Origin of the sequence: Pseudomonas sihuiensis, assembly GCF_900106015.1 — a bacterium.
GTDB classification, from domain to species: Bacteria; Pseudomonadota; Gammaproteobacteria; order Pseudomonadales; family Pseudomonadaceae; genus Aquipseudomonas; species Aquipseudomonas sihuiensis.
On record NZ_LT629797.1, the window covers coordinates 18,843 to 34,870 of the forward strand.

Below are 16,028 nucleotides of genomic sequence, written 5' to 3' on the forward strand. Positions count from 1 at the left end.
TTTGCCCCGTCAAAATTACTTGCCCGGCCTGCCGCGCCAAGCTGCCGGCATGAAGACAAAACGCCTCCCTCTCGCCGTTGCACTCGCCGCCTGCAGTTTCGTACTGGGGGCGCCGGCTGCCGACAACACCATCTGGGTTCAGGTGACCCCGGCTGGTCACTTCCTGCCGGCTGATGGCCGCGAGATCAAGGTGCCGTCCTGGCACATCAACCAGGCGGTGGCCACCAAGGTCATCGAGCGCTTCCACGCTCGCAAGAACAAGCGCGTAGTCGACTACGAGCACCAGACCCTGCTCAAGGAAGAGAACGGCCAGCCCGCACCTGCTGCAGGTTGGTACCAGGCCCTGGAGTGGCGTGAAGGCCAAGGCCTGTTCGCCCAGGTGCAACTGACCGCCCGCGCCGCGCAGTACATCGCCGAGGGCGAGTACCAGTATTTCTCCCCCGTGTTCCTTTACCACCCGACCACCGGCGACGTCCTGGACGTGCAGATGGGCGCGCTCACCAATGCCCCGGCAATCGACGGCATGCAGGAACTCAGCCTGCGCGCCGCCGCGTCGTTCGGCTGTTTCGATGACTCCCCAGAGGAAAACCCCGTGAACCCACTGCTGCTGGCGGTCTGTGCCGCGCTCGGCCTGCAGGCCGATAAAACCACCGAAGAGCAGGCCATCGCCGCGCTCACTGCATTCAACAACGACCTGCGCAAGCTGCTGGGTGAAGGCGAAGCCTCTGATGGCAAGGCCGTCCTGGCAGCCTGCACCGGCCTCAAGGCCAAGGCCGCCACCAGCGTCGACCCGGCGCAGTTCGTGCCGCTGTCGGTTGTCGAAGGCCTCAAGGCCGAGATGGCCGCCCTGACCGCCCGCCTGGGCGAACGCGACGAGAAGGATCTCGACAGCCAGATCACCGCCGCCCTGGAAGACGGTCGCCTGCACAAGACCATGGAGGATTGGGCGCGCGACCTCGGCAAGAGCAACCGCGCAGCGCTGACTGCCTACCTGGACAAGGCGCAGCCCATCGCGGCCATCACCGGTAGCCAGACCGGAGGCAAACCGCCGGTGGCGGACGAGAAGACTGGCCTGACCCAGGATGAGCTGGCTGTTTGCTCGGCCATGGGCCTGACCCCTGAACAGTTCAAGGCCGCCAAGGCCGAGGAGCAATAAGCCATGCCGCTGACCAAAGACCGCAACACCCTGCGCCGTGATGGCGTGCAGTTCAACGACCCGGTGGCTGCCAGCACTCGCATCTTTGCCGGCTCCCTGGTTTGCCTGAATGCTGCCGGTAATGCCGTGCCAGGCAGTCTCTCCGCGACCTTGAAGGTGCGCGGTGTGGCTCAGGAACATGTGGACAACCGCGATGGTGCTGCCGGTGCGTTGCGCATCCATATCCGCCGTGGCGTGTTCCAGTTCGCCAACAGCGCCTCGACCGACGAGATCACCCGCGCCGATATCGGCAGCGAGTGCTTCATCGTCGACGACCAGACCGTCGCCAAGACTTCCGCCACTGACACCCGCTCTGTCGCCGGCACTATTCTCGATGTGGATGCCGGTGGCGTCTGGGTCGAGATCTAAGGAGCAAGACTCAGATGATCATCAACAAGCAAAACCTCTCCATCCTGCATACCGGCTATATGGCGTCGTTCCAGGGCGCATTTCAGGGCGCAGTGATCGACTATGACCAGATCGTGATGGAAGTGCAGTCCGGCACCGCCATCGAAACCTACGGCTGGCTGGGCGCTACCACCCGTTTCCGTGAGTGGCTGGGCGACCGCGTGATCCAGAACCTGGCGCTGCATGACTACAGCATCAAGAACAAGACGTTCGAGAACACCGTGGGCGTGCCCCGCGAGGCGATCGAGGACGATCAGTACGGCACCTACAACACCCTGATGGCGCAACTGGGCCAGGACGCCAAGGAGCACCCGGCCGAGCTGGTTTATGCCCATCTGAAAAACGGTTTCACCGGCAAGTGCTACGACGGCCAGTCCTTCTTCGATACCGACCACCCGGTGATCGGCGCCAATGGCCAGGAAACGTCGGTGAGCAACTTCCAGGGTGGTAGCGGTACGGCGTGGTTCTTGCTGGACGTCACTCGCATGATGCGGCCCATCATTCTGCAGAAGCGCAAGAACTATCAGTTCGTTTCCAAGACCGGCGAGACCGACTCCAACGTGTTCGACCGCAAGGAGTTCGTATGGGGCGTGGATGCACGCCTGAACGTTGGTTATGGCCTGTGGCAGCTGGCCTACGCCTCCAAGGAAGCGTTGGATGCCGACAGCTTCAACGCGGCCTATGCCGCCATGCAGGAACTCAAGGGCGACAACGCGCGTCCGCTGGGTATCCGTCCGAAGCTGCTGGTAGTGCCGCCAAGCATGCGTGCTACCGCCCTGGAAGTGGTCAAGGCCGAGCGCAACGCGGCCGGCGCCACCAACATCAACCGCGACGTGGTCGACGTGCTCGTCACCCCGTGGCTGGCCTGATGGGGTGATGCATGGCTAATAAATCGACCGCCAAGGCGCCTGCAAAGGCGCCCACCAAGAGCGCAGATAAGGCAGCGCCTGCAGGTGGCAGTGCCACTGATGCTGTTGATGGCCTGGACGACGACGGCGATATCGAGGGGCTGTGGGTGGTGGCGATTCCCGAGCAGGGCTTCCGCCGCTGTGGCTTTCGCTTCACCCGTGAAGGCTTCGGCATCGCCCTGAGCGCGCTGACGGCCGAGCAGATCGAGCAGCTGGAGAACGAGCCCAACCTCAAGGTTGAGCGCGGCATCTTCTCCGGCCGTGTCGGCGAGCGCGTGGAGTAACCCATGCAGTACATCACCGCCGATCAACTGGCAGAACGCCCCGGTGCTCGCGAACTGGCCCAGGTGGCCACCGCAGCACACCTGGCGATTGTGCCTGCCGAGTTGATGGAGGCCACCCTGCGCGGCGCCGATCGCAGCAGCTGGACGGCACCGCAGGTGGCCTCGGCGGATGATGCCCTGCAACGAATCGAAGACGCTGTGCGCCAGGCCGAGGGTCTGGTGGATGGCTACCTTGCGCGGCGCGGCTATGGCCTGCCGCTGAGCCCGGTACCTGAGCTGGTGACAGGCTGGGTGCGCGATATCGCCCGCTATCTGCTGCACAAGGATCGCCAAGGCCGTGAGGATAACGACCCCATCGTGCGGGCCTATCGCGATGCGTTGAAGTTCCTGGAGCTGATCGCCCAGGGCAAGTTCAGCCTGGGCGCGTTGGACCCCATCCAGAACAACCCGAGCACCATCGATGTGCGCTTCGATTCAGCGCCAAGTGTCTTCGATCGCAAAAACCGGCGGAGCTTCTGATGAGCGCCCCTTTCGACATCAACCTGGTCATCGACCGTCTGCGCGCCGAGGTGCCCGAGCTGCAGAGCGTCGAGGGCGTGGCCGAGTACGGCGCGGTGACCAGCCTGCGCGACTTCCGCACCCCTTGTGCCTTTGCGTTGCTGGTGCGCGAGCGTGGCGACGGCGAGGCGCCCAAGGCCGGCCGGCAGCGTGCTATGGCCACGGTCGGCGTGGTGTTGGCCGTGAGCAACTACCGCGACACCCGAGGTGCTGAGACGGTGGAGGAGCTTACGCCGCTGCTCGGCAAGGTGCGCGCCGCGCTGATGGGCTGGACGCCGGACATTATCGGCGGGCGGCCGTTTCAGTTCCTCCAGGGCGACGTGCTGGACTACGACGCCAGCACGCTGCTGTGGACGGATGTTTACCAGACCCAACACTTCATAGGCGTAACCCCATGAGCAAGAGCAACAGCAACGCCCCGGCCGCCGGGCCGGCCCTCGTCGAAGTCACCCTGGATAAGCCGCACACCCACAAGGGTGAGCCGTTCAAGAAGGGCGACAAGATTCGCGTCAATGCCGCGGAGCGGGATTGGCTGATCGCCAACCAGGTCATTGCCGGCGCTGAGCAGCCGCAGGCCAAGGAGTAACCCATGTCTGATCTCTTTTCCTTCCAGGGCAAGATCTATCTCGGCACGCGCTCGGCGCAGGGCAAGTTGGTGAAATCCATCTGGGTGGGCAACGCGCCGGCCTGTTCGGTGCAGTTCCAGACTGAGACCACCAACAAGACCGAGTCTTTCAGTGGCAATCGTCTACCGTATGGCCGCCTGCGCCGTGGCAAGACGGCAAACATCACCCTGTCGCTGGATGAATGGATTCTGGAGAACCTGATCCTGGGCCTGCACGGCAAGTCGGTGCCGGTCACCGCCGGTTCGGCCACGGGTGAGGTTCTGCCCACCGGTATTGTCGCTGGCGACCTGGTGCGCCTGGACAAGGGCTTCGTCAGCAGTGTGGTGATCACCGACAGCGCCGGCACCCCGGCACCGGTGCCGCACACCGTCGAGTCGCCCAATGCTGGCTTGATCCGCCTGGGCTCGCTTACCGGGGTTACCCCTCCGTTCAGTGCCGCCTACAGCTACGCCGCTGCGCAGTCGCTGTCGATCTTCGCCGAGACGCCGCCAGAGCGTTGGCTGTATCTGGACGGCATCAATACCGAGAACAACCGCCCGGTGCTGCTCGACCTGTACCGCGTCAGCTTCGACCCGGTCGGCGACCTCGGCCTGATCCACGACGAGTACGGGCAGCTGAGCATGACCGGCAGCGTGCTGTATGACCCGGCCAACGCCAACGGCAGCAACATGCACGGCTTCGGCAACGTGCAATGGCAGGATCAGTAAGCATGGCGCGCAAGGTAAAGGAGGCGGCGCCAGTCGCCGCCCCTGGCGCCGATGACCTGGAGGTGCTCCACCCGGAGCGCGAGGTCACCATCGCCGGTCGCCAGTTGGTGGTGCGCGAGTATGGCTTCGTCGAGGGGCTCAAGCTGCGGCCGCTGTATGCGCCGCTGATCGAGAACCTGAAGCCGGTGCTGGCCGAGGGCGAGTTGCCCGACCTGGAGCAGGTCCTGGATCTGCTGGTGCAAGATGCCGACGCGCTGCCGCAGCTGATGGCCGCCGCCTGCGATCAGCCCGTTGAATGGGTAGCCGGTCTCGGCCATGAGCACGGCCACAACCTGATGCTGGTGTGGTGGGGGGTAATCGGCCCTTTTTTCGTGCGCAGTGCAGCGGGCCAGCTGCTCAGCGAACGGCTGCGGGCCATGCGCCGCGCTGGAGCGACGTCTACGCCGTCCTGATCTCGGCCGGCTATGGCGATGCCGAGCGCATCGGCCGTATGACGCAACGCCAGATCCTGCTGCACTACAACGCCCAAACCCGCCGCCGCAACCTGGAGCGGGCCCAGAACTTCATTGATATGAACATGGCAGGCGCAAGCGCCAAGGCCGCCGAAGAACACTTCAAACTGCTGCAGCGCAACTAGAACCGCCTTCGGGCGGTTTGTTTTTGCCTCGTCAAAATTACATCCAACCTCGCGCGCGCGAGCATGGCGGCACATTCCCTCTATGTGACCGCACCCATGGCTCTGGCAGGCAAGAACCTCGAACTGGCAATGCGCATTCGCGCCGATCTGCAGAATGCAATCGGTGAGCTGAAGCAGTTGGAGGGTGCCGTCGAGGCCAACGGCCGCCAGGCCGAGTCCACCGGCCGCGACATGGAGAAGCTGGGCAAGACCATCGGCAGCGTGATCGCTGCGTTTGCCGGTGGTGCCGTGTACAAAGCGGTTATCAGCGCCACCATCGAGCAGGAGCGCGTGACTGCCCAGTTGGAACAACGCCTGCGCTCGACTGCTGGTGCTGCTGGTTTGAACCGCGACGAGCTGCTGGAAATGGCCAGCGCCATGCAGCAGGTGACCACCTACGGCGATGAGGCGGTGATTCCGGCGCAGTCACTGCTGCTGACCTTTACCAAGATCGGCCGCGAGGTTTTCCCCCGCGCCCTCGAGACGGTGCTCGACATGAGCACCGCCATGGGTCAAGACCTCAAGTCCTCGGCCATCCAGCTGGGCAAGGCACTCAACGACCCGATCCAGGGTGTGGCCGCACTGTCGCGCGTTGGCGTGCAGTTCACCGAGCAGCAGAAAGAGCAGATCAAGACCCTGGTCGAGTCCGGCCGCATTGTCGATGCGCAGAAAATGATTCTGGCCGAGCTGGAAACGCAGATGGGCGGCAGCGCCCGCGCGGCTCGCGAAACCCTGGGTGGCAGTATCCAGGCGCTGAAGAACGCGTTTGGCGACTTGCTGGAGGCCAAGGGCGGGCTCAAGGAGTCAGCTGGCGAGATAGAGAAGCTCACCCAGGTGCTGAGCGACCCGGCTACCGCGCAGGGTGTCGATTCGCTTGTCAGTAGCTTGGTGCGCTTGACTGGTTCCCTGGCGGCTGCGGCAGCCGAGGGTGGAAACTTCCTTGCCTTCCTTGGCCGCCTCGGCGTCGACGTCGCTGACTCGAACGTGGAAGGTCTGCAGCAACGTCTCGACGACCTGCGCGGCCTGCTCGCTGATGACAGCCTGTTCAACCTAGGTGAACGCCTGCGCTTCTTCGGCGATGACGGCCTGGTGAGCTTTGTCAGCGACGACGAGATCCGCGCTGAGATCAAGCGCATCGGGGACGTGCTGCGCAACGCGCCAGCCAAGCCGACAGTAGAGATCCCGGTTACCACTGAGACCGAAGAGGTCAAGGCGGCGAACAAGGAATACGACAAACTCCTTACCAACCTGCAAAAACAGTCCGAGCTGTTTGGCGTTACCAGTGAAGCTGCCCGCGTGCGCTACGCCATCGAGCGCGGCGAGTTGGGCGAACTGGACGCCGCCCAGCAACAGGCCCTGCTGCGCCACGCCCAGGAGATCGATGCCAAGCGCGCCAGTGGCGAAGCGAGCAAGGCCGCCGCCCAGGCCAGCGCTCAGCAGACCCGCCAGCAGGAACAGTACGTGCGCGGCCTGGAGCGCAGTGCATCATTGCTCGGATTGAGCGCCGACCAGGTGCGCGCCTACGAGCTGGCCGAGAAGGGCCTGACCGGCGCGCTGCGCGATCGAGCCATTGCCGCCCAGGCGTTGATCGCTGCCGAGGAGCGCAAGCAGCAGCTCGATGCTGACGCCCGCCAGATCGCCGGCCTGCGCGCCCAGCTGCTGCGCGCCGAGGGCCGCGACGCCGAGGCGCTGACTATCGAGATCGAGCAGCGTTATGGCGAGCTGATGCAGCGCCTGCAGGCCAACGGTGACACCGCCGGCCTGAACATCATCAACAGCCTGGTGAACGTCGAGCAGGCGCAGATCCGCTTCAACGAGATCCAGCGCCGGTTCGACCAAGTGCTGGCCGAGCAGACCCGCCAGGAACAATCGGTACAGGCCGAGCAGCAGGCCGGGCTGCTGAGCGAAGTCGGCGCCCGCGAGCGCATCCTGGAGATCCACCGCCAGACCCATGCCCAGCTGCAGGAGATCCGCCCGCTGCTGGCTGAGATGGCGCAGATGCCCGGTGCGATCGGCGCATCCGCGCAGCAGGCGCTGGACAACCTGGACGCCCAGGCCAACCGCCTGCGTGCCACCACCACGCTCCTGCAGGAGACCCTGCGCACCGGCATCGAGGGCGGCTTGACCTCGGCGCTTTCTGGCCTGGCAACTGGCACCATGAACCTGCGCGAGGCCGTCACCGCCCTCGGCCAGAGCGTGGCCGATGCCCTGGCGCAGATGGCCGCCAAGAACCTGGCTGAAGGGCTGACCAACAGTGTGATGGGCATGTTCGGCAGTGGTGCTGATGCAGCGCCTGAGACGGCCGCTGCTACGGCAACGGCAACGGCCATCACCACGGCATCGACCGCCGGCGCCACGGCAATGGGTACAGGGATCACGGCTGGTGGCACGACAGCGGCAACTGCTATGGCAGGCGCAATCACAACTGCGGGCACAACGGCAGCCGCAGCGATGGCGCAGGCGATCATTGGTGCATCAGCGGCAAGCTCGACCAGCGATGCGATTTCAGGAGTCGCCTCTGTCGCTGCTGTGGCAGCGTCGACTGGTGGCCATATCACCGGCCCTGGTACCACCACCAGCGACAGCATTCCAGCCTGGCTCTCCAACTACGAGTTCGTCACCCGTGCCGCCGTCGTGCAGCAGCCCGGAGCGCTCGCCTTCCTGCACGACTTCAACGCCCGCGGTATGGCTGCTGTGAATGACTACCGCGTGCGCCACTCGACTGGCGGCCTAGCCGGCGTGCCGGCACCGGCCTTGCCGTCGCCTGGGCTGGCAAACACCCGCCTGGCTGAGCCGGCAAAGGAGTCGGGTACCACGCTCAAGAACAGCCAGAACTTCTATCTGATCGACGATCCGCAGCGGATCGGCGACGTGATGTCCGGCCCGGTCGGCAACGAAGCGATCGCCGTTGCCATCTCCCGTGAGCCCGGCAAGTTCCGCCAAATACTAGGACTGAACAACTGATGCCCCATCAAATCGGCTTCGTCGACAACTCGGGCGGTGTGCTCGCCCACTACAAGATGCTGGAGACCATCCGCGACTTCGCCTCGGCGAACGGCTGGATCGTGCTGCGCTATGACACCGCCCCGGCCAACCGTGAATTGATCCTGAAGGGTGTGGGCTACACCGGCGAGGAGGAGATCTTCGTCGGCTTCCGCACCTACCAGGACGCGTCAGCCGACTACTACAACCTGCTGGCTGGGGTGTTCACCGGATACGTCGCCGGCAACACCTTCGACACGCAACCAGGAGCACGTCTGAGTGGCGTGCCGGCACACAACAACCGTATCGATTACTGGCTGACCCTCAACCCGCAGCGCATCGCGCTGGCGATGAAGGTCGGCACTCCTGTGTACGAGAGCTGCTATGTCGGCAAGTGCCTGCCTTATGGTCGGCCGAGCCAGTACCCGTACCCGGTCGTCTGCAGCGGCATGCTCAACGGTGCCGCGACACTGCGTTTCAGTGACACCTCGGCGAACCACGGCATCGGCTACAAGGGCAACTCAGCGCGTCTGGGGCTGCGCAGCAATGACAACTGGCTCAACGCCTACTGCTATCCCTGGGGCAATGATGACATCGCTGGCGTGACCCAACTCCGTGATACCGGCGGTTATTACCACCTGTTGCCAGTCGAGCTGCATGACAACAGCTCCAATCTGTGGGGCTCGTTGGACGGGGTCTTCTATATCTCTGGCTTCGACAATGCTGTGGAGAACACTCTTACCGTTGATGCTATCGACTATGTCGTAATCCAGGACGCTGGTCGGAACGGTTTCACAGACTATTACGCAATGAGGTTGGACGTCTGATGGCCTACTACACCGGTTCGGCAAATGACATGGCGGCGGTCCGGAGTGCCTTGGTTGACGCCTGTGTGGCTGAGGGCTGGGCATGGAATGAAGTGACTGAGGTGCTCAGCAAGGGGGCAATGTTCCTGCGTTTGCAGGTGGTATCTGGTTATTTGTCGTTGCTGGGGCGTACCTCTGCTGCGAGTGGGGATGCACCAAATGTTGTACGGCTTGGGCAGATAGGTAGCGTTCCTATCGTGTTTCCATTGACATACGAAGTCTTCGCTTTTGAAAGCGAGGTCTATCTGGTCTGTAGGTACAGCATCGACTTCTATCAGTGGTGTGCATTTGGTAATTCCACGATACAAGGGTTGCCTGGATCAGGAATGTGGCTTGGCGCATCTATAGGCTCACTGGCCGCCGATGGGGGAATACGTATTGATCCGGAGTCGTCCAACAACGGTGCAAGCCATACAACTGGCGCCCTGTTTTGGTACACGCAGAATAACGGGCTATCTAACCGCAATTCGTTCGTTCATTCGGACTTAGATGGCCAAGGCTGGGCGTTGAGCCAGACACTCGGTGCTTCCTATGTGGGTCCTGGACCATTAGCGCCCCTGATTAGTGTTCTGCCTAGTCGGTGGAATAGTGAGGCTGTGCTGCTGCCTCTGCGATCTTGGAAGGTCAGGCCGTCCAGTAAGTTAAGTCTGACCTCCGAGCTTGAACACGCACGCTACACACGCATAGACAACTATGTTCCTGGAGAGGTTGTCTCGATCGGGCCAGACCGCTGGAAGGTATTCCCGTGGTATAGGAAGGACACGTCGGCCCGTAATGGCGGGAATAACATTGATCATACCGGGACATTTGGCTGGGCTATCCGCTACGAGGGGCCTTAATTGTGGCCGTTCTCAACGGACAAGCAGTGCTCCCGACTCTAGGCGGCATCGAAAACCCGAATCTGACTCAAGATCATTGGACGTTCGCCTGGGTCAATCAGTTTGATCCGTCGCCTTATGTCAGCGATACGCAGCGTGTTGGTGAGGCAACAATTACACCTCATTGGCCAGTGGAGGTGAACGGCCGTGCGTTGTCGGTCAAACGCTTACATGCCCATGTTGACGACTGGTATCACCGCATCCACATCAGCCCGAAACAGCTCGACCTTGGCAACGTTGTATCGGCGCAGACTCAGGACGTTTTTCTGTGGAATGCCTTCCTGGAGCCTCGCACCCTGGTCGATATCGGCGGCACGGACGAAGGCGTGCTCGTCAGCGGCCAGCCCGACCCGCCGCTGCTGTTCCCAGCGCTGAAGGAACTGACCTGGCAGCTCACCGTCACCCCGGATGGCCAGCCGGTGCTTGATACCGTCGTTACCTGGGAGTTCGACAACGGCCGTGAGGCAGGCCTACGCGTCACCGCCAACCGCATCATCGCCTGGACCTTCGTGCCGGACTGGGGCGACAGCATCCGCGAGAGGCTCACGGCCGCCACCGACATCCTGCAGAGCGAGTCCGGGGTCAGCCAGCGCCGCAAGCTGCGCGGCTCGCCGCGGCGTGAGTTCAATGGCGCAATGTACGCCGAGGGTCGTGAGCGCCAGTTGCTCGACCTCGCGTTGTTCGGGTGGAGCGATCGCATCTGGTCGATACCGATCTGGCCTGATATCCAGCTGCTCAATGCCGGCATTGCCGCCGACGTCGACTTCATCCCCTGCAGCACCCAATGGCTCGACTTCCGCGCCGGTGGCCTGGCGATGCTGCGTGGCGAGGATGCTTTCACCAGCGAGACGGTCGAGATCCTCGAAGTACTCCCCGAAGGCCTGCAGCTAAAACGTAACACCCAGCTGGCCTGGCCGGCCGGCTCGCGCCTGTATCCCGCTCGCTCGGCTCAGCTGCTCGAGGAGCCATCGCTAAACAAGCTGACCGACCGGCTGATCGAGGCCGAGGTGCGCTTCCTTGTTGTCGAGGCCTGTGACTGGCCTGAGTGGTTGCCAGCCTCCTTATATAGAGGCCGGCCGGTTTGGGATCGGCGCCCCGACGACACCGAGAACCTCACCCATGCTGCCCAGCGCCTGCGTTCGACACTGGACAGTGGGTTCGCTCAGCCACTGGTCACTGACACCGCCCGCCGGGCGTTCCAGGTACTCGGCCAACGCCATCTCGACCTCGGCCGGGCGGCTCGGGCGCTGGTGCGCTCGTTCATCTATGGGATGTGCGGCAGGCAGAAGGTGGTTTGGGTGCCGAGCCACATGGATGACCTCACCGTCGTCGCCACGGCCTCTGCGGTGGCCACCACCATCGACATCGTGAACATCGGTTACACCAGGTTCAGCAACGGCAAGCCAGGCCGACGCGATATTCGCATCGAGCTGTGGAGTGGCACGGTGCTGATGCGCCGCATCATCGGCGCCACCGAGCTGGATGGCCAGACCGAGCGCCTGGCGCTGGATGCGGCCCTGGGTATCGAGCTGCGGTCTGACGATATCGCGCGGATCAGCTGGATGAACCTGATGCGGTTCGAGAGCGACGTCCAGGAGATCGAGCACATGACGGATAGCCAGGGTGTTGCCGGCTGGGCAACGGTGTTTCGCGAGGAGCGTGACGATGAGTTTTAACAGCCGCGAGAACTCACTGGCTGATGGTGCGCCGATAAGGCTGTACCAGTTCAGCAGAGGCGTCATGCGCTGGCTCTACACCAGTGGAGACCGAGACGAGGTCGTGGGCACACAGATCTTCCGCACGCTTCGCGGCGGTATCTCGGACGATGGGATTCGCCAGACAGGTGAAGCCAGCGTCGAGCTGCTCAAGATCACCGCGCCGGCCGACCTCGACGTGGCCACTCTCTATCGAGGGGTACCGCCGTCGAACGAGATCGCCCTGACGATATTCGACAGGCATGCGGGAGAGGACGAGCAGGTCGTCAGCTGGGTGGGCAGTATTCAGAGCGTCTCTTGGCCCAAGCGTGACCAGGCACAACTGGTCTGCCAGCCACTCTCTGCGCGCATGACCATGCAAGGCCTGCGGCAAGGCTGGGAGCGACCCTGTCACCACGCTCTCTACAGCGTGGCGTGCGGTGTTAATCGTGATCTATACCGCGTCACCACCGAGATTCAGAGCAAGAACGGCCTGGTAATCAGCAGTGGCGCATTCGCAAGTTACCCGGCCGGCTATTTCACGGCGGGCTGGGTCGAGTGGTCGGTTGGTTCGGGTGAGTTCGATCGCCGTGCTATTGAGAGTCACACCGGCAGCAATCTGGCCCTGCTAGGCGGGACGGCCGGGCTGCAACCTGGGCAGGCGATCCGCGTCTATCCCGGCTGCAATCAAACCATCCAGATGTGCAACGACAAGTTCGACAACGCTCCCAACCACGGCGGCGTCCCGCATCTTGCAGGTCGTTCGCCGTTCGATGGCAATCCGGTTTTCTAGGGGGAAGTCATGGATCCGTATACCTGGGCGTATATCGCCATCATGGCGATCAGTGCCTACGTCTCGTACAAGAATCGCCCCAAGTCTGTTGCTCCGAAGCCGGTGGCCTTCGAGGACTTCAGCTTCCCGCAGTTCGAAGAGGGCACTCCCCAGTGCGTGTTCTTCGGGGACAACTACACGCCGGACTGGATGGTGCTCTCCTACGGCAACTATCGCACCCAACCGATCAAGACGAAGAGCGGCAAGTAATGATCAGTGACGACGAGCTGTTCGTGACCCTGGAGCACATGCATAGCGTGCCGGCATTCAATGGTCGGGCGGGCTTCTGCCACAAGGGGGGCCGCGCATTGGCTGCACGGTATGGTCTCGACTGGGGGCAGATCGTGAACGATGGCGGCATCGTGGCCAGCAAGCTGGTCGCCACGGGTGATGCCATGGCCATGCACCTGGTCGAGTTCGCGCGGCAGGAGGTGTGTGATGGGCAGTAAGAAGGCAGTCAAGGTTGGCTATCGCTACTTTTTCGGCATCCACATGGGTGTCGGCAAGGCGATTGATGAGTTGGTTGAGATCAAGGTCGGTGAGAAGCGTGCTTGGTCTGGCAGCGTTACCAGCAACCAAACCATCAACATCAACGCCCCGGAGCTGTTTGGAGGCGACAACGGCGAGGGAGGCATCCAGGGAACGCTCGACGTGATGATGGGCGCGCCTGATCAGCCGCTCAATGGGCGCTTGGCGGCCATGCTGGGCGGTTTGGTACCGGCTTTCCGTGGCGTTTGCACGTTGTTCTATGACGGCCTGGTGACCAGTATGAACCCCTACCCGAAGGCCTGGACGTTCCGTGTGCGGCGCGCATTGAAGGGCTGGGATGGCGCGGTCTGGTACCCGGAGCGCTGCGTTATCGATATGGCCAGCGGTGCGATCAAGGCGATGAACCCCGCGCACATCATCTATGAGTGCCTGACGAACCGCGACTGGGGTGGTGGCATGGATCGTAGCCGGATCGATGATGCCTCTTTTCGCGCTGCGGCAACGGCGTTGCACGCTGAGGGTTTCGGCCTCTGCCTGCGCTGGGTGCGCCAGGATAGCCTCTCGGCCTTTGTCAGCCATGTGCTCGATCACATCGGCGGCAATCTCTTTGTCAGTCGCAGGACGGGGCTATTTGAGCTGACCCTGGTACGCGATGACTACGATCCTGAGCTGCTCCCGTTGTTCGACGAGGACAGCGGCCTGCTGTCGATCATGGAGGATGACAACGCCGCGACGGCAGGTGCAGCGAATGAGGTCATCATCAAGTGGCGCAGCCCGATCGATAACACGAACAGGCAGAAGCGCGAGCGCAATCTCGCCGCGATCCAGGGTGCCGGCCAGATCCTCTCGACCACCATCGAGTACCCAGGCATTCCCACTGATGAGCTAGCCGGCCGAGTGGCTGTTCGTGATCTGCGGGCCAGGTCGGTCGGGCTGAAGCGCTTCAAGGTGCAGCTCGACCGACGCGGCCGCGATATCAAGCCTGGTGGTGCATTCCGCATCCGCAGCCTGAGCCGGGGCATCGAGATGATGGTGGTCAGGGCTGGCCGTTTCGAGGATGGCACCCTCGGCAGCGGGGCGATCACCGTCACGGCTGTGCAAGACGTGTTCGGGTTGCCGGCCACCAGCATGACGCCTCCACAGCCTCCAGGCTGGGTGCCGCCAAACACAACGCCGGCAGCCGCCACTGTCCGGCGACTGACAGAGGTTACCTGGCGCGACCTGGTGCAAACCGTCGACCCCGCCAACGTCGCTCTCTTTGATCAAACCAGCGCATTCATTGCCGCCCTGGCGCTCAAGCCAACACCGTTGTCGCTGGGCTTCGGTATTGAATCGCGGGTTGGCAGCGCGGCCTTTGCCAGTGCCGAGAGCGGTGACTTCTGCCCGTCTGGTCTTTTGGTGGGTGCGATTGGGCGTGCCGAGACCAGCATTCAGCTGACGTCGGTCGAAAGCATCGACCTGGTCGAGGTGGGTACTGCGGCGTTGATCGATGACGAGATCGTTCGGGTTGTGGCGGTCGACCTCGGCACGTTGGTAGTGACCATTGCCCGTGGCTGCGTGGACACGGTACCGGCCGCCCACACGGCTGGTGCGCGCGTGTGGTTCTTTGATGACTATGCGGGGGCTGACCCTACGGAGTACTCCGCTGGTGTCAGCGTGCAGATGCGGCTGCGCACGATCACCAGCAGCGGCATGCTGGCTCCGGAGCTGGCTCCGATCGACACCCTGTCACTGGTTGGGCGTCAGGCGCTGCCGTACCCACCGGGCCGGCTGCTTATCGGCGGCGCCAGCTATCCGGCTTCGGTCGTTGGTGATGTGGTTGCCAGCTGGGCGCACCGTGATCGCATCGTCCAGGCCGACCAGTTGATCGACACCACGACGGGCGATATCGGCCCTGAACCAGGTACCACTTACAGCTGCAGGTTGCTCAGGGCTGATAACAGCAGCGTGCTGGCAAGCCAGACCGGTATCAGTGGCACGACCGCTACGCTGACCACCACCTATGTGGGCCAGGTCATTCTGGAGGTCTGGTCGGTTCGGGGAGGGTTGAACAGTTGGCAGCGGCACCGAGTCCAGTTCAGCAGGACGAACCCGGTGCCGTGATTTGGCAATTCCGTTGCCGTGCGTGAAAATGTCAGCTCACTGCATTTATCGCGCAAACGGCAACAGTTTTTCGCGCGGCGCTACAGGATGCCGCTGGCGCGAAACAGGCCGGTGTGTAGCTCATTGAAGGGTTGCCAGGCGGTATGCGCGTAAAGAATGAAAGGCTGACCATGGAGCATTTCCAGGGTCGGCCTTTCGTGCTGCGCCAGCGGATGCGCGGCGGGCGCGGCCAGCACGAAGGGTTCGCGTAGCAGGCATTCGCTGATCAGCCCAGGTTGCTGCAAGGGCGCTCGGACGATGGCCAGGTCCACACGTCGGGCGCGCAGTGCCTGCACCTGTTCGAAGGTGCTCATCTCCAGCAAGGCGATATCCACACCAGGGCGTTCGCGCTTGGCAGTGGTGATCGCACGCGGCAGCACGTCATACACCGCGCTGGCGACGAAGCTGATAGTGAGTGCGCCACTTTCGCCGATGGCGGCCAGTCGGGCGCTTTGCGCGGCGCGGTGGGCCTGATCGAGCAGCGCCTGGGCTTCGACGAAGAAGGCACGGCCAGCCGCCGTCAAGGCAACTGAGCGGGTGCTGCGGGTGAACAGCGTCACGCCCAATTGATGCTCGAGCAACTGTATCTGCCGGCTCAGCGGCGGCTGGGTCATGTTCAGGCGCTCGGCCGCGCGACGGAAATTCAGCTCGGCGGCCAGGGTGGTGAAGCAGCGCAGTTGGGCCAGGTCGAACATTGATTCATTCCGGGTATCAATCTAGTGGTTGATTAGATTAGACCTGGATCAATGAACGCGTCCATTATCGTGCTCAAGCCGCTGCAGT

At 63.0% G+C, this 16,028-nt stretch carries 18 protein-coding genes and 1 pseudogene; 18 read left to right on the forward strand and 1 reads right to left on the reverse strand.

Annotated elements, in window-relative coordinates; translation table 11 throughout:
* The first annotated feature begins 49 nt into the window (after nt 1-49).
* The 18 genes from BLT86_RS00140 (at nt 50) to BLT86_RS00215 (ending at nt 15,206) form a co-directional block, all read left to right on the forward strand.
* Nucleotides 50-1,156: a phage protease gene (locus BLT86_RS00140; RefSeq protein ID WP_092374059.1), complete on the forward strand. Its 1,107-nt coding sequence runs from the start codon at nt 50-52 to the stop codon at nt 1,154-1,156.
* Between the two features lie 3 nt (nt 1,157-1,159).
* Nucleotides 1,160-1,564, forward strand: coding sequence for a hypothetical protein (locus BLT86_RS00145; protein ID WP_092374062.1), 405 nt, complete (start codon nt 1,160-1,162; stop codon nt 1,562-1,564).
* A gap of 14 nt (nt 1,565-1,578) precedes the next feature.
* Nucleotides 1,579-2,472 carry a Mu-like prophage major head subunit gpT family protein gene (locus BLT86_RS00150; RefSeq protein ID WP_092374065.1) on the forward strand — a complete coding sequence of 298 codons (894 nt, stop codon included), beginning with the start codon at nt 1,579-1,581 and terminating at the stop codon, nt 2,470-2,472.
* Nucleotides 2,473-2,483: 11 nt separating this feature from the next.
* Complete coding sequence (locus tag BLT86_RS00155; protein ID WP_167377308.1) at nt 2,484-2,795, forward strand: HI1506-related protein; 312 nt, start codon at nt 2,484-2,486, stop codon at nt 2,793-2,795.
* Between the two features lie 3 nt (nt 2,796-2,798).
* Complete coding sequence (locus BLT86_RS00160; protein ID WP_092374068.1) at nt 2,799-3,314, forward strand: gp436 family protein; 516 nt, start codon at nt 2,799-2,801, stop codon at nt 3,312-3,314.
* Nucleotides 3,314-3,751, forward strand: a complete 438-nt coding sequence (locus BLT86_RS00165) for a phage tail terminator protein (protein ID WP_092374071.1) — start codon at nt 3,314-3,316, stop codon at nt 3,749-3,751. Before BLT86_RS00160 ends, BLT86_RS00165 begins: the two co-directional genes overlap by 1 nt.
* Nucleotides 3,748-3,939 (forward strand): DUF7210 family protein, encoded by a 192-nt coding sequence (locus tag BLT86_RS00170; RefSeq protein WP_092374074.1) that lies wholly within the window; start codon nt 3,748-3,750, stop codon nt 3,937-3,939. Before BLT86_RS00165 ends, BLT86_RS00170 begins: the two co-directional genes overlap by 4 nt.
* Nucleotides 3,940-3,942: 3 nt before the next feature.
* Nucleotides 3,943-4,686: a phage tail tube protein gene (locus BLT86_RS00175; protein WP_092374077.1), complete on the forward strand. Its 744-nt coding sequence runs from the start codon at nt 3,943-3,945 to the stop codon at nt 4,684-4,686.
* 2 nt (nt 4,687-4,688) lie between these two features.
* Nucleotides 4,689-5,138, forward strand: coding sequence for a DUF6631 family protein (locus tag BLT86_RS00180; RefSeq protein ID WP_092374080.1), 450 nt, complete (start codon nt 4,689-4,691; stop codon nt 5,136-5,138).
* A 38-nt stretch (nt 5,139-5,176) separates the two neighbouring features.
* Nucleotides 5,177-5,323: a hypothetical protein gene (locus BLT86_RS25875; RefSeq protein WP_167377309.1), complete on the forward strand. Its 147-nt coding sequence runs from the start codon at nt 5,177-5,179 to the stop codon at nt 5,321-5,323.
* A 63-nt stretch (nt 5,324-5,386) separates the two neighbouring features.
* Nucleotides 5,387-8,326 (forward strand): phage tail length tape measure family protein, encoded by a 2,940-nt coding sequence (locus tag BLT86_RS00185; RefSeq protein ID WP_092374083.1) that lies wholly within the window; start codon nt 5,387-5,389, stop codon nt 8,324-8,326.
* Nucleotides 8,326-9,171 carry a hypothetical protein gene (locus tag BLT86_RS00190; RefSeq protein WP_092374086.1) on the forward strand — a complete coding sequence of 282 codons (846 nt, stop codon included), beginning with the start codon at nt 8,326-8,328 and terminating at the stop codon, nt 9,169-9,171. Before BLT86_RS00185 ends, BLT86_RS00190 begins: the two co-directional genes overlap by 1 nt.
* Entirely contained in the window at nt 9,171-10,049 is an 879-nt protein-coding gene (locus BLT86_RS25615; protein ID WP_157719646.1) for a hypothetical protein, read from the forward strand. The genes BLT86_RS00190 and BLT86_RS25615 overlap by 1 nt, the downstream gene beginning before the upstream one ends.
* A 26-nt stretch (nt 10,050-10,075) precedes the next feature.
* On the forward strand, nt 10,076-11,764 hold the full coding sequence (locus tag BLT86_RS00195) for a hypothetical protein (RefSeq protein ID WP_231976569.1): 1,689 nt from the start codon (nt 10,076-10,078) through the stop codon (nt 11,762-11,764).
* Nucleotides 11,754-12,575 (forward strand): phage BR0599 family protein, encoded by an 822-nt coding sequence (locus tag BLT86_RS00200; protein ID WP_092374092.1) that lies wholly within the window; start codon nt 11,754-11,756, stop codon nt 12,573-12,575. The genes BLT86_RS00195 and BLT86_RS00200 overlap by 11 nt, the downstream gene beginning before the upstream one ends.
* 9 nt (nt 12,576-12,584) lie before the next feature.
* The gene (locus tag BLT86_RS00205) at nt 12,585-12,824 is read left to right on the forward strand and encodes a hypothetical protein (RefSeq protein WP_092374094.1); all 240 of its coding nucleotides are present in this window, start codon (nt 12,585-12,587) and stop codon (nt 12,822-12,824) included.
* Nucleotides 12,824-13,063, forward strand: coding sequence for a hypothetical protein (locus tag BLT86_RS00210; protein WP_231976570.1), 240 nt, complete (start codon nt 12,824-12,826; stop codon nt 13,061-13,063). Before BLT86_RS00205 ends, BLT86_RS00210 begins: the two co-directional genes overlap by 1 nt.
* Nucleotides 13,053-15,206, forward strand: a complete 2,154-nt coding sequence (locus BLT86_RS00215) for a phage tail protein (protein WP_092374097.1) — start codon at nt 13,053-13,055, stop codon at nt 15,204-15,206. The genes BLT86_RS00210 and BLT86_RS00215 overlap by 11 nt, the downstream gene beginning before the upstream one ends.
* Nucleotides 15,207-15,292: 86 nt before the next feature.
* On the opposite strand, the pseudogene BLT86_RS00220 reads toward BLT86_RS00215, so the two are convergent.
* Nucleotides 15,293-15,940: pseudogene (locus tag BLT86_RS00220) on the reverse strand (LysR family transcriptional regulator); the annotation flags it as partial.
* Between the last annotated feature and the right edge of the window lie 88 nt (nt 15,941-16,028).